The organism is Serpens gallinarum, from assembly GCF_014836765.1.
Classification (GTDB): Bacteria; Pseudomonadota; Gammaproteobacteria; order Pseudomonadales; family Pseudomonadaceae; genus Serpens; species Serpens gallinarum.
The window spans coordinates 404,628-417,553 of sequence record NZ_JACSQG010000002.1; the positions used below are offsets into that span (position 1 = coordinate 404,628).

The window sequence follows — 12,926 nt, forward strand, 5'->3', positions numbered from 1 at the left end:
CGCGAAGAGCGCTCAAGGCGTGCAAGCGGGTGACTCTGTTGGGATTCCAGCCAGCCGCAATGGACGTTATTCTCGCGCCCATGAATACGACCTATCTCCCCCTCGCGATGATCGCCGCTCTTGCCCGCAACGGTGTAATCGGCCTCGACAACAGCATGCCCTGGCACCTGCCGGCGGACCTCAAGCACTTCAAGGCCAAGACGCTCGGCAAGCCGATCATCATGGGCCGCAAAACCTGGGATTCTTTGGGTAGGCCGCTGCCGGGACGGCTCAATCTGGTCATCAGCCGCCAGCCGGACCTGCAGCTCGAAGGCGCCGAAGTATTCGCCTCGCTGGACGCGGCGCTGGTACGCGCTGACGAATGGGCGCGCGCGCAGGGCGTTGACGAGTTGATGCTGATCGGTGGCGCACAGCTATACGCCCAGGCGCTGCCGCTGGCCGAGCGCTTGTACCTGACGCGCATCGAGCTGGAACCGCAGGGCGATGCGTTCTTCCCGGAGCGGATTGCCGCCGAGTGGAAGCTCACTGAGCGGGAGGAGCATGACGCCGTTGAGCCGGCACCTGCTTATACGTTCGAGACCTGGGTACGCGCTTGATTGCTGGCGAGCAGCGCGGTTCGAGGCCGCGCTACTCGCCACGCTGATCAATGCGTCTGTTCGGTGCTCTTCGGGGTTTCCGGCAAGAACCAGTTCATTACCAGGGCACAGATGCCGCCGGTGGCCACACCGGATTCCAACACGCTGCGCAGTCCAGCCGGTAGGTGAGCGAGGAATTCCGGTACCTGGGAGAAGCCCAGGCCGAGGGCCAGCGATACCGAGATGATCAGCAGCGCGCGGCGATCCAGCTGGATACCGGCGAGGATGTTGATGCCGGCCGCCGCCACGGCGCCGAACATCACCAGCGCGGCGCCGCCGAGCACTGGCTCGGGCACGGCTTGCAGCACGCCCGCCACGGCCGGAAACAGGCCGAGGACAACCAGCATGGCGGCGATCCACATCCCTACGTAGCGGCTGGCGATGCCGGTCAACTGGATGATGCCGTTGTTCTGCGCGAACACCGAGCTGGGGAAGGTGTTGAACACGCCGGCCAGCAGCGAGTTGGCGCCGTTGACCAGCACGCCGCCCTTGATGCGCTGCATCCACAGCGGACCGACGACCGGCTGGCGCGAGAGCTGGCTGGTGGCGGTGACGTCGCCGATGGCTTCCAGCGAGGTGACCAGGTAGATCACCACCAGCGGAATGAACAGGCCCCAGGAAAAGCCCAGGCCGAAGTGCAGCGGCATCGGCACCTGGAACAGCTCGGCCTCGCGCATGCCGGTGAAATCCAGACGCCCCAGATAGGCGGCCAGCGCGTAGCCGATGGCCAAGGCGATGATGATGGCGCAGCTGCGCATCCACACCACCGGCAGGCGGTTGATAATGACGATGGCGGCCAGCACCACGCCGGACAGCAACAGGTTCTCGCCGTTGGCGAAGGTGCCGTCGCCCATGGCCGCGTAGCCGCCGCCCATGCTGATCAGGCCGACCTTGATCAGGGTCAGGCCGATCATCAGCACCACGATGCCGGTCACCAGCGGGGTGATCAGGCGTTTGACGAACGGCAGGATGCGCGACACGCCCATCTCGATGAACGAGCCGGCGATCACCACGCCGAAGATGGCCGCCATTACCGACTCGACCGGCGTGCCCTGGCCGACCATCAACACGCCGCCGGCAATCAGCGGGCCGACGAAGTTGAAACTGGTGCCCTGCACGATCAGCAGACCCGCGCCGAACGGGCCGAAGCGCTTGCACTGAACGAAGGTGGCGATGCCGGAGATGACCAGCGACATGGACACGATCAGGTTGGTGTCGCGCGCCGACACGCCAATGGCCTGGCAGATCAAAAGGCCTGGCGTGACGATCGGCACAATGATCGCCAACAAATGCTGCACGGCGGCGAGAAAGGCGACCCAGGGGCGTGGGCGGTCGTTGAGGCCAAGCACCAGATCCGGCGGTGCCTCGCTGGCAGGCGTGTTATCAAGTGAACTCATGGAGGGATGTCCGCGAAAAAAACCGCGATTCTACTGCGAGCGAAGAATGCCGCCCACTGATTGAGTGCGTGGGCGGTTTTTCCAACCAATAGCGATGGGGGCTTTCGCTGCGCTCAATGCAACCTGCCGGCTGACATGTCTCACCTGGATCACGGCTACTGCATTGAATGCAGGCCGATCACATTGCCTTCGGTGTCGGTCACCAGGCTGATGAAGCCGTGCTCGCCGATGGCCATCTTGGCTTCGCGGATCTGACCGCCGGCGGCTTTGGCTCGCTTAGCCTCCACGGCGCAGTCCTGGCAACTGAAATAGACGGTCACGCTGTTGCCGCCGGACGGCACGGCATCCTCTTTTACCAAGGCGCCGGCGGCGCCGTTGGTTTCCATGTCACCGGGGAAGGTCCAGTACTCCATGTTCTCGTCACCCAGATTGGTGAGCTGGGTCTGGAATACCTGTTCATAGAAGGCTTTGGCCCGTTGCAGATCCTGCACATGGATTTCGAACCAGACTACTGGATTATTTTTCATGGCGGTCTCCCACGGCTCGCGGTCTTCCGAGAGCCGGTTGTAGTGAGGTGACCAGGGAGCGCCATCAAACGGCTCGATAGCCGCTCAAGCCTGGGCCGTGTTCAGGCAAGCACCCTTTGCTCCAGAGAGCCAAAGGGATCGGATGAAAGGCCTTAGCTGATCGGCAGAACCGGATATCGTGCGACGGGCACCAAACGGCCATGCGCGGACTCAACCCCATACCGCCACCGATTCGGGAGAACCCCATGAACAAGGCAACGTTGACCGGAGCCATGCTGGGTGGGCTGCTTATGGCCATGCCGCTGGTGCAGGCGCAAACCCCAGGGCCCGCCGATCCGATCGATGAACAGGGGCCGGCTCTTTCACCGCCGTTGGATGGCGGGCCGGGCAGCTCCGGCGAAGATCCGCGCCGCCGCGGTGAGGACAGAGGACGTGAGGGGCTGCCGCCCGACACCGATCATGACGGCGTACCGGATGCGGACATGCCCGGCACCGAGCAACTGCCCGGGGAGGATTTGGACCGGAAAATGGATCTAGACATGGAACAGTCCTGATCACGGCAGGACCTCCCACGAAAAACGCCGTTTCCCCTTAAAGAGAAACGGCGTTATATAGCGAGGCTTATCGCCTCTTCACGGCGTCAATGGCGATCAGCGAGTCGCTTCGATCAGCTCGTTCTGGGCCTTGGCGGCGCGGAATTCCTCAAGGAGGATTTCTTCGTTTTGCGGCGACAGCTTGCGCTTGCTCTGGCGCATGATGCTTTCGAACAGGCCCTTGGTCGCTTCAGGCTGCATGGCCACCATGACACACAGGTTGCGCTGATCGTTGATGTTGACGTAATCCACCTTGGCGGGACGCGAGCCCACGATGAACTCGTTCGCCACCTGGCGTGACACCGACTCGAAGGTGCCGCCCTGTTCGCTTTGGCCGCCGCCAGTGGAGTTGCGCATGTATTCCTTATCCATGGCTTGCACCTTGACGCCAATTTCCTTGGTCAGACTGGCGCGGGCGTTGGCGGTGGCCTGGGCACGGTCCAGGCTGAAGTTGCCGGTGTCGCGCACGCAGCTGGTGGAGGCGATGCCGCCGTCAACCATCGGCGCCATGACCCAGTCAGGCAGGCTGCCGGAGCTGGAGTTGGCCTTGTCGGCCGGAGTGCTGGCGCAACCGCTCAACAATGCGATGCTGACTGCGGACAGGCAAAACAATGTGGTGAAACGCTTCATTCATATGCTCCTGGTTATTGCAACGCGTGTACTGACTGAGAAATGCATGTCGGCCTTGGAAGGCCGATGGATTACAGCTCGCGGTAACCCGGCAGGCGGGCAACGACGCGTTTGAGGTAGTCGCGTGTTTCCTGGTACGGCAGCTTGATGCGCAAGTGCTCGTAGTTCGCTTGGGGCGAGCGCTGGTTGATCAGCGTTGCCGCCTTGGTGATGTTGGTGGTGCCGGTGTAGCTGCGTGCAACGTTACCGGCGCCTGTGTTGTAGGCCGCGATCATGCAGTAGAGGCGGCTTTCCGGATGGGTAATTGCGCGCAGATAGCGCGTCTGCAGAATGTGCAGATAGGCTGCGCCGAGCTGGATGTTCTTACCCGCGTCATACAGGTAGGACGGTGTCACCACCCGAGCCTTGCCGTAGACGAGTTCGGTAGCATCTTTACCCGCGGAGCCCGGTACGATTTGCATCAGGCCGTACGCCGGTACCGGCGAGCGTGCCAGCGGATTGAAAGCGCTCTCGGTGTGCATGACCGCCAGCACCAGGGCGGGCTCCACCTGCCATTTTCGGGCAGAGGCGTTTACCTCCGCCAGAAAGTCCTGAGCCTTGCGCGCCGGGCGTTCGGCAGGCAGGGCAACGGTAATCGTGACAACACCTTCGGCTGCGGAGGTGCTGTGCACGGCGCCGGTTGCCAGTTGCTGGGCAACCTGTTCGACCTGGGCGGGCGAGGGACGAGCACTGTCGAACAGTTCGCCAAGCACCAGGGCGTGCTTGACCGGTGTCTGTTCAGCGAGACCGGGGGCGGCTTTCGCCACGGCCTCTTCGACCGTCTGCGATACCGGATCGTTGTTGAAGGCGCTGGCCAAATCGGTTGACAGCAGGGTGTGCAATTCGCGACGGATCAGCGCCTGGTTCGGTGTCCCGGCTTCGGGTCGCAAGCGAAGGGTAATCTGGTTGGCATCGAAGTCGACGATGCGCTGAATGGCCTTGTTGTCGCTGTATTCCACCCAACGGGTCTGACTGCTGAGTTCGGCATTGCGCCAGTAAGCGGCGAGTTCCTGTTGCCGTGCTTTTACCGCGTCGGCGTAGCTGCTGCGGTAGGTGTCGAAGGCCGCTGCAAAATCACGTTGATAGATATCGAACTCGGCGGAGCGGCCATCGCGGAACCTCTGCTGTGCAGCCAGTTGCGAGCGGCGATACGCTTCGAATTCACTTTCGGCGCGCGCGCTGGTCCATGCCAGGCCGGCCAACGTGCCGAGCGAAGTCGTTAAAAAAACACGTCTTTTCATGTGGCCACCGGGGTGACGGCGCGGGTGACACCGGCGCGCGGCCGGAGTCACCTGGCGGCAGAGGGCTTAGAGACTCAGGCTGCTCATGTCCAAGCCGACTTGCTCAAGAAAGCTCTTCTTGAACTGCATCTGCACGGGTTGGCCAAGGCGAATCTTGTCGGCAATCTCGCTGTCGATGATCATCCAGGAGGTGTCGCTGCCAATTTGGTCGGACACCCGCGCGGTGCCAAGCTTGAAGACGTCGACCGAGGTTTTGTTGGTCAGCGGGTTGGTCGAATGGGTGAGATTGAGAATTTCCAGGCTGTTGCCCGGCTTCAAGCCATGATTGCTGCCCATGCTGACCTTAATGATGTTCTGGCCGTTGCCGGAGCGGTGTTCGATCACATAGCCACGAGGCGCGAAAATGTTCTGCAGATCGACCCGCAGGGCATTGACGCCGCGGCTCGCGGCAGCTTGTACCAGTCGCTGTGCACCGTTCTCGCTCAGCGGGCAGTTGCTGTTGCGGGTTTCCTGGCTGCTGCTGGCGCTGCCCTTCAGTTCCAGGGACTTCACCGGCTGCATTTCCGGCATCTGATATACCCGGATGCTGCCAGCGATCTCGCCGCTGTAGTTGCACTTGGCCGCGCTTTCGTACCATTTGCCGTTCTTGTCCTGCCAGCGTTGGGCTTCGGTGAACGAGGATCCAGCGGAGGCTTGGGTGACCACGCCAACAATCGCGATATCGGCAACTTCGGGGCCGGTGTAGCCGGATTTGCCGTGCATTTCCGCCAGCGCCAGCTCCTTCTGCAGACGGGTGGCAAGCTTGCGGTCGACCAGCTCGCTATGGGTGGCACCCAAATGCTTTTCCAGCTCCCCGGCGATGGTGCCGCCCACGCGGGCCGATTTGGCCAGGGTGATCTCACCGTGGTCAGCTTCGAATACCACGACGCGAGGCTTGCTGCCTGCCAGCTCCGCCTTGCTCGGCATGATCTCGCTGGGCTGCAGGCTTACCGGAGCCATCGCGTCGAAGTTCTTGATGCTGGTGCCTGCGCAGCCAGTCATTGCCAGCGCCAGAACGCTGAGTAGTGCAACTTTTTTCATATAACTCCCCATCTAGGCCAAACCAGCCAAAAAACGCTTCGCAGACGTTACCGAAGACTCAAATCGCGCAAGACACGCTCTACGCCATCGGCGGCCAGGAACTTGCGCAGTGCGTCGTCCAGCGCGGCCTCGTAACCGATCATGGATACGCCATTCAGTCGGTAGCTCTGCCGGGCAATTGCGCTGTTGCGGTCATCCAGCAGGGCGATGGAAAGGTCGATGACGGCATTCTTGCTGCCAAACATCTCGCGATTGGTCACTTTTGCGCTCAGCTCCAGGCGGCCGTCAGCGCGACCGCGCGACACGGTGCGCACGGTGAGCTCGCGGCCCAGGGCTTCGGCTAGCGGGGCGAATTCGGGTTCGGCCTGGAGATGCACCGTCACGCCCTGCAGCACCTGATCACATTGATTTTGGTAAGCGTCGAAGCGGCGCAGCGGCGTGCTCGCATCGAACTCAAGGGCTGTAGTGGAGAGCGCCAGCGTCAGCAAACGACCCTGTTCGATGAGCGGGGAGGTGTTCTGGCAGGCCAGGAAACGTTCAAACGGACGCGCCACGGTTTGCCAATCCAGCTTGCGCTTCAGCTCCGCCTCGAGGTTGTCCAGTTGCAGCTGGGTGTCGCGGACAAAATCTTCGCGGGACATTTCGACCAGCGAGAAATAGCGTCCACCGACCAGTTCGGTCTGGCGCACGTTATAAGCGGATAATTTGATGTCCTGGATATAAGCCTCGACGGTTTCCTGGTAACTGCGGGTGACGGTGCCACCGGAGATACCGCCTTGGGAAACGGCGTCGCTGCGGATGCGCGTGCTCAGTTTGCCGGCAATCGAGCGCAGCGCCTGCTGGGTTGATTCATTGAGGGATGGACCTTCGCCGATGCCATAGAGGGCGACGAGGGAATCCTGCGGCGGGGAACTGACCCAGCTGGGCAGCGGCGCTGCTACGCAGGCAGAAGTGAGAAAGGCGCCCAGAAGAGAGAAATACATTGCCAAGCCAGAAACGAATCGGCCTGCCGTGCGCTTGGAAGAGACTGCCATTCCCGCATGCTCCAAAAATCTATTAATGTGCCATCCGTATGCTGCGGGAACGCCATGCGGTACGCGGCACCGGCGATCCATTGCGGCTTTTTGCCGTATCGATAACATCCGTGGTGGCGAAATATCATCACAAAAGTGTGACGCATGTCCATTTTTTATGAGTAATCCACGCTTGATGCCGTGCGGTTTATAGCGGCTCAATCAAGATGATCAGGAACAAAAAAGGCCCGCTCCGGGAGATGCCGGAGCGGGCCTTTTAGAGGTGGACCAGTGAATCAGCCGTCCAGCATCGCCTTGTTGCGCACCGCGCCCTTGTCGGCACTGGTGGCCAGCAGGGCGTAGGCCTTGAGGGCGGTGGTTACCTTGCGCGCGCGCGGCGCGGCGGGTTTCCAGCCTTTCTTGTCCTGCTCGACGCGGCGGGCGGCGAGCTCTTCATCGGAAACCAGCAGGTTGATGGAGCGCTGCGGGATGTCGATGAGGATCTTGTCGCCTTCCTGCACCAGGCCGATGGCGCCGCCCGAGGCGGCTTCCGGCGAAGCGTGGCCGATGGACAGGCCGGACGTACCGCCGGAGAAGCGGCCATCGGTGAGCAGGGCGCAGTCCTTGCCCAGGCCCTTGGATTTCAGGTAACTGGTCGGGTAGAGCATTTCCTGCATGCCCGGGCCGCCCTTCGGGCCTTCGTAGCGAATGATCACCACGTCGCCGGCCTTCACTTCGTCGTTGAGGATGCCCTTCACGGCGCTGTCCTGGCTTTCAAAGATCTTCGCGGTGCCCTCGAACACGTGGATGGATTCGTCCACGCCGGCGGTTTTCACCACGCAGCCGTCCACGGCGATGTTGCCGTACAGCACGGCGAGGCCGCCTTCCTGCGAATAGGCATGCTTGACCGAGCGGATGCAGCCGTTTTCACGGTCGTCGTCGACGCTGTCCCAGCGGGTCGACTGGCTGAACGCGGTCTGCGTCGGGATGCCCGCCGGGCCTGCCTTGAAAAAGGTGTGCACGGCTTCATCGGTGGTCTGGGTGATGTCCCACTGGGCGATGCCTTCAGCCAGAGTCGTGCTGTGTACGGTGGGCACGTCGGTGTGCAGCAGGCCGCCACGGGCCAGTTCGCCAAGGATGGAGAAGATGCCGCCGGCGCGGTGCACGTCTTCCATGTGGTACTTCTGGATGTTCGGCGCAACCTTGCACAGCTGCGGCACCTTGCGCGACAGCGCGTCAATGGCGCGCAGATCGAAGTCCACCTCGCCTTCCTGGGCGGCGGCCAGCAGGTGCAGGATGGTGTTGGTCGAACCGCCCATGGCGATGTCCAGGGTCATGGCGTTCTCGAACGCCTTGAGGTTGGCAATGTTGCGCGGCAATACCGATTCGTCGTTTTCCGCGTAGTAGCGCTTGCACAACTCGACGGCGACGCGACCGGCGCGCAGGAACAGCTGCTCGCGGTCGGCGTGGGTGGCCAGCATCGAACCGTTGCCGGGCAGGGCCAGGCCCAGGGCTTCCATCAGGCAGTTCATCGAGTTGGCGGTGAACATGCCGGAGCAGCTGCCGCAGGTCGGGCAGGCGCTGCGCTCGTATTCGGCAACCTTCTCATCGGAGCAGCTATCGTCAGCAGCAACGACCATGGCGTCGACCAGGTCCAGGCCATGGCTGGCTAGCTTGGTCTTGCCGGCTTCCATCGGGCCGCCGGACACGAACACCACCGGAATGTTCAGGCGCAGGGCGGCCATCAGCATGCCGGGGGTGATCTTGTCGCAGTTGGAGATGCACACGATGGCGTCGGCGCAGTGGGCGTTGACCATGTACTCCACGGAGTCGGCGATGATTTCGCGGCTGGGCAGCGAATAGAGCATGCCGTCGTGGCCCATGGCGATGCCGTCGTCCACGGCGATGGTGTTGAATTCCTTGGCCACGCCGCCGGCCCGTTCGATCTCGCGAGCGACCAGCTGGCCCATGTCCTTGAGGTGCACGTGGCCGGGCACGAACTGGGTGAAAGAGTTGGCGATGGCGATGATGGGTTTCTTGAAGTCTTCGTCCTTCATCCCGGTGGCACGCCACAGCGCGCGGGCGCCGGCCATGTTGCGGCCGTGGGTGGAGGTTTTCGAGCGGTAATCGGGCATGACGGTTCCTGCGACTGATCAGGTTCGGTAAGAGGGTGAGCGTATGTCGGACCGTTTGCACGACAGGTGGCCGTGCAAACGTTCGGGTTGGCCTACGTGGCGGGGTTACCGCTGGTGGGGCCGAAGCTCACAAGCCCGCCGGGGGATAATGGCGAGGAATGTCCAGATTCTACGCCGGGCGGCGCGACAAGGGGAAGCCGACGGCTCAGTGGCCGGCCAACTGGCGCAGCTGTTGCAGCGTGGTAGCCGGTAGGGCGACCCCCAATTGCCGGCTTTGCGCACGCTGATGGTAGCGGCGATCTCCCGGTAAACGCGTCTGGCCGGCGCCGTGCAGCTGCCTGACCAGCTCTTCGGCGCGCTCGGCGAAGGCCTGACCGCCGCCCTTGCTGGGGTCGATGACGATCACCAGTTGTCCGGTCCACGGCGTTTGTGCACCGGGATGACCGCTCCAGTCGAATTCGAAGGAAAAATGCCCGCCGGTCAGTGCGGCGGCCAGCAGCTCGACCATCATCGACAGTGCCGAGCCCTTGTAACCCCCAAACGGCCGCAAGGCGCCGCCGTCGAGAATTGCCTGCGGGTCGTCGGTGTCGCGGCCTTCACGGTCGACGCCATAGCCCAGGGGCAAACGCCGGCCCTCACGGGCGGCGATCTGCACATCGCCGTTGGCAATCGCGCTGGTGGCCAGGTCGAAAACCAGCGGTTCGCCCTGCATTCGAGGCGCGGCAAAGGCGATCGGGTTGGTGCCGAACAGCGGCCGGTGCCCACCGTGAGGGACGACACAGGCAAAGCTGTTGACGACCGTCAGCGCCACCAGGCCTTCGTTGGCGAAGGGCTCGACATCCGGCCAGAGCGCACCGAAATGGTGGGAATTACGAATCGCCAGCAGGGCGATGCCCGCGTCGCGCGCCTTGGCCGCCAGCAGCGGGCGAGCGACCGCCAACGCCGGTTGGGCGAAACCGCCGCCGGCATCGACCCGTATGAACGCGGCGGCAGCATCCTCGACGCGGGGGTCGGCGTGACCGTCCACCCAGCCGCTGGCGAGCGAGGCGACATAACCGGGAATGCGGAACACCCCATGGCTGTCGGCGCCATCGCGCTGGGCGCTGGCGCAGTTCTCGGCCAGGCAGGCGGCCACCTGCGCCGAGGTGCCATGGCGTTCAAAAATACGCTGCAGCAGTTCGACCAGTTCTGGAAACGGCAGGCGGACGGTGTCGGCAGGTTCGGGCATGGAGGGCTCCTGGAGGCGATGGCCTGGCAGGTGAACGGCCGCGCTGGCGACCGCGCACACTGCATGGCATGACCTGAGGATAACCCCGCTTTCGCGGACCGCGAGGCGTCGATTAGGCGTTGGGCAGCAGCCGGCAGGTCAGGTTCTTGATGTAGCGGGTCTCGGGGATGGCCGGATGCACGGGGTGATCCGGACCCTGGCCGCCGCGTTCGAGTAACTGGATGTTGCGGTCCAGATGGCGGGCGCTTTGCAGCAGGATGTTCTGCAGGTCATCCTCGGGCAGGTGCATCGAGCAACTGGCGCTGACCAGAATGCCGTCCTTGGTGAGCATGCGCATGGCCATCTCATTGAGGCGGCGGTAGGCGGCTTCGCCGTTCTTTAGGTCTTTCTTGCGCTTGATAAACGCCGGCGGATCGACCAGCACCACGTCGAAGCGCTCCTCGGCGTTCTTCAGTTCCTTGAGCGCGGCGAACACGTCGCCTTCCACGCAGGCGACCTTCTCGGCCACGCCGTTCAGGGTGGCGTTGCGCTCCACGCCGTCCAGAGCGAAGCCGGAGGCGTCCACGCACATGACGTCCGTGGCGCCAAATACGGCCGCCTGAACACCCCAGCCACCGATGTAGCTGAACAGGTCAAGCACACGCTTGCCCTTCACGTAGGGCGCCAGGCGTGCGCGGTTCATGCGGTGATCATAGAACCAGCCGGTCTTCTGGCCTTCCAGCACCGGCGCCTGGAACTTCACGCCGTTTTCTTCCAGATCGACCCATTCCGGTACCACGCCGAAGACGGTGTCCACGTAGCGTTCCAGGCCTTCGGCATCGCGGGCGCTGGAGTCGTTCTTGAACAGGATGCCGCGCGGCTTTAGCACCTGGACCAGGGCTTCGATCACCGCCTCCTTGTTGCGCTCCATGGTCGCCGAGGCCAGCTGTACGACCAGATGATCATTGAAGCGATCCACCACCAGACCGGGCAGCAGATCGGAGTCGCCGTATACCAGGCGGTAGCAGGGTTGCTCGAACAGTCGCTCACGCAGGGAAAGAGCCACCTGGATGCGGTGCACCAGCAGCGACTTGTCGAGCAGGTGTTTAACTTCGCGGGACAGCAAGCGGGCGCAGATCAGGTTGTTGGGGCTGACGGCGACAACGCCGAGGGCCTTGCCGTTGCTGGCTTCGAGGATCGCCTGATCGCCAGCGTGGAAGGCATTGAGAGGCGTGGCGGCGACGTCGATTTCGTTGCTGTAGACCCACAGATGGCCGGCGCGCAGTCGGCGGTCGGCATTGGCTTTGAGGCGCAGGCTGGGCAGGGTCATGATGGGGCGCTCCGGCTAAAGGGCGCGATTATACGGGGATTAGCGTCGGGCAGGCCCGCGGTTTCCCCCGCTTAATTTGAGCGGCGCCTCGGCATTCCTGGTTACGGTTTGGCGTGGTCCATGCCTGGCCGCATGCGCTGCGCAGTCGGTAAACTACCGGCTTTCTCCGCTATCTCCACGGACCGCCCATGTCTGAAATTTCCGCAGAGCAGCTTCGCAATATCCTACAAGGCATCAGTGTGCCGCCGCAGCCGCAAATCATGGTGGACCTGCAGATGGAACAACTGCAGCCCTACCCGGACGTGAACAATATTTCCCGCCTGATCAGCCAGGATCCAGGGCTGTCCGGGGCCTTGCTGAAGCTGGTGAACTCGCCGTTCTACGGGCTGAGCAACCGGATTTCGTCCATTCAGCATGCGGTCAACCTGCTGGGCACCCATACGGTAATCAACCTGATCAATGCCCAGGCGATCAAGGGCGAGTTGGGTGATGAGGACATCGCCGCGCTCAACCGCTTCTGGGACAGCGCCCAGGACATCGCACAGGCCTGTGTGATGCTGGCCAAGCGCATCGGTTTTCAGTCGGCCGATGAGGCCTATGCGCTCGGGCTGTTCCACAATTGCGGTATTCCGCTGATGCTCAAGCGGTTTCCCAGCTACCCGCAGGTCCAGGAAGAGGCCTATTCGCGCGCGAGCGCCGACTGCCGGGTGGTGGATACGGAAAACCGTCTTCTCAACACCAACCATGCGGTGGTCGGTTACTACATTGCCCGCTCCTGGCGCTTGCCCGAGCGGGTCTGCGAGGCGATTGCCAACCATCACAATGCCTTGTCGATTTTCAGCGATGAGTCCAGCCGCAACACGCCGCTGAAGAACCTGCTGGCGATTCTGAAGATGGCCGAACATATCTGTGCTTGTTATCAGGTGCTCGGTCAGCAGGACCACGATCATGAATGGGACAGCCTGAGTGCGCTGGTGCTCGACTATGTCGGCCTGACCGAGTACGAGTTCGACAACCTCAAGGAAATCGTGCTGGAGATGGGCGTCGGCCAGTACTGACCGATCCTGGAAAACGCCAGGTTCGCTCCGTAGCTGCAAAC

Annotated in this window: 12 protein-coding genes; 3 read left to right on the plus strand and 9 right to left on the minus strand. The window is 62.7% G+C overall.

The annotated features are described in order from the left end of the window. Positions 1 to 59: 59 nt before the first annotated feature. Entirely contained in the window at positions 60 to 596 is a 537-nt protein-coding gene (locus H9642_RS07115; protein WP_433962679.1) for a dihydrofolate reductase, read from the plus strand. 47 nt (positions 597 to 643) lie between these two features. Here H9642_RS07115 and H9642_RS07120 read toward each other — a convergent pair whose 3' ends face one another. Both H9642_RS07120 and H9642_RS07125 read right to left on the minus strand, forming a co-directional pair. Then, on the minus strand, positions 644 to 2,032 hold the full coding sequence (locus H9642_RS07120; RefSeq protein WP_251835724.1) for a uracil-xanthine permease family protein: 1,389 nt from the start codon (positions 2,030 to 2,032) through the stop codon (positions 644 to 646). A 155-nt stretch (positions 2,033 to 2,187) separates the two neighbouring features. After that, a complete protein-coding gene (locus H9642_RS07125) occupies positions 2,188 to 2,559 on the minus strand; it encodes a VOC family protein (RefSeq protein WP_251835725.1) in 372 nt (123 codons plus the stop codon). 245 nt (positions 2,560 to 2,804) lie between these two features. Between H9642_RS07125 and H9642_RS07130 the strand changes: the two genes are divergently transcribed. After that, positions 2,805 to 3,113 (plus strand): hypothetical protein, encoded by a 309-nt coding sequence (locus H9642_RS07130; RefSeq protein WP_251835726.1) that lies wholly within the window; start codon positions 2,805 to 2,807, stop codon positions 3,111 to 3,113. Positions 3,114 to 3,209: 96 nt separating this feature from the next. Here H9642_RS07130 and H9642_RS07135 read toward each other — a convergent pair whose 3' ends face one another. The 7 genes from H9642_RS07135 to H9642_RS07165 form a co-directional block, all read right to left on the minus strand. Next, entirely contained in the window at positions 3,210 to 3,782 is a 573-nt protein-coding gene (locus tag H9642_RS07135) for a hypothetical protein (protein ID WP_251835727.1), read from the minus strand. 71 nt (positions 3,783 to 3,853) lie between these two features. After that, positions 3,854 to 5,062 carry a transglycosylase SLT domain-containing protein gene (locus H9642_RS07140; protein ID WP_251835728.1) on the minus strand — a complete coding sequence of 403 codons (1,209 nt, stop codon included), beginning with the start codon at positions 5,060 to 5,062 and terminating at the stop codon, positions 3,854 to 3,856. 66 nt (positions 5,063 to 5,128) lie between these two features. After that, complete coding sequence (locus H9642_RS07145) at positions 5,129 to 6,142, minus strand: hypothetical protein (protein WP_251835729.1); 1,014 nt, start codon at positions 6,140 to 6,142, stop codon at positions 5,129 to 5,131. A gap of 47 nt (positions 6,143 to 6,189) precedes the next feature. Further along, entirely contained in the window at positions 6,190 to 7,125 is a 936-nt protein-coding gene (locus tag H9642_RS07150; protein WP_251835730.1) for an LPP20 family lipoprotein, read from the minus strand. Positions 7,126 to 7,451: 326 nt separating this feature from the next. After that, positions 7,452 to 9,290: a dihydroxy-acid dehydratase gene (gene ilvD, locus H9642_RS07155; RefSeq protein WP_251835731.1), complete on the minus strand. Its 1,839-nt coding sequence runs from the start codon at positions 9,288 to 9,290 to the stop codon at positions 7,452 to 7,454. 205 nt (positions 9,291 to 9,495) lie between these two features. After that, complete coding sequence (locus H9642_RS07160) at positions 9,496 to 10,518, minus strand: Ldh family oxidoreductase (RefSeq protein ID WP_251835732.1); 1,023 nt, start codon at positions 10,516 to 10,518, stop codon at positions 9,496 to 9,498. Positions 10,519 to 10,630: 112 nt separating this feature from the next. After that, the gene (locus H9642_RS07165) at positions 10,631 to 11,827 is read right to left on the minus strand and encodes a class I SAM-dependent rRNA methyltransferase (RefSeq protein ID WP_251835733.1); all 1,197 of its coding nucleotides are present in this window, start codon (positions 11,825 to 11,827) and stop codon (positions 10,631 to 10,633) included. A gap of 239 nt (positions 11,828 to 12,066) precedes the next feature. Between H9642_RS07165 and H9642_RS07170 the strand changes: the two genes are divergently transcribed. After that, complete coding sequence (locus tag H9642_RS07170; protein ID WP_251835828.1) at positions 12,067 to 12,885, plus strand: HDOD domain-containing protein; 819 nt, start codon at positions 12,067 to 12,069, stop codon at positions 12,883 to 12,885. Positions 12,886 to 12,926 lie beyond the last annotated feature (41 nt).

Bases quoted from the DNA above. Each gene is read 5' to 3' on its own strand.
- H9642_RS07115 (WP_433962679.1), top strand. From the start codon at position 60: ATGGACGTTATTCTCGCGCCCATGAATACGACCTATCTCCCCCTCGCG.
- H9642_RS07120 (WP_251835724.1), bottom strand. From the start codon at position 2,032: ATGAGTTCACTTGATAACACGCCTGCCAGCGAGGCACCGCCGGATCTG.
- H9642_RS07125 (WP_251835725.1), bottom strand. From the start codon at position 2,559: ATGAAAAATAATCCAGTAGTCTGGTTCGAAATCCATGTGCAGGATCTG.
- H9642_RS07130 (WP_251835726.1), top strand. From the start codon at position 2,805: ATGAACAAGGCAACGTTGACCGGAGCCATGCTGGGTGGGCTGCTTATG.
- H9642_RS07135 (WP_251835727.1), bottom strand. From the start codon at position 3,782: ATGAAGCGTTTCACCACATTGTTTTGCCTGTCCGCAGTCAGCATCGCA.
- H9642_RS07140 (WP_251835728.1), bottom strand. From the start codon at position 5,062: ATGAAAAGACGTGTTTTTTTAACGACTTCGCTCGGCACGTTGGCCGGC.
- H9642_RS07145 (WP_251835729.1), bottom strand. From the start codon at position 6,142: ATGAAAAAAGTTGCACTACTCAGCGTTCTGGCGCTGGCAATGACTGGC.
- H9642_RS07150 (WP_251835730.1), bottom strand. From the start codon at position 7,125: ATGTATTTCTCTCTTCTGGGCGCCTTTCTCACTTCTGCCTGCGTAGCA.
- ilvD (WP_251835731.1), bottom strand. From the start codon at position 9,290: ATGCCCGATTACCGCTCGAAAACCTCCACCCACGGCCGCAACATGGCC.
- H9642_RS07160 (WP_251835732.1), bottom strand. From the start codon at position 10,518: ATGCCCGAACCTGCCGACACCGTCCGCCTGCCGTTTCCAGAACTGGTC.
- H9642_RS07165 (WP_251835733.1), bottom strand. From the start codon at position 11,827: ATGACCCTGCCCAGCCTGCGCCTCAAAGCCAATGCCGACCGCCGACTG.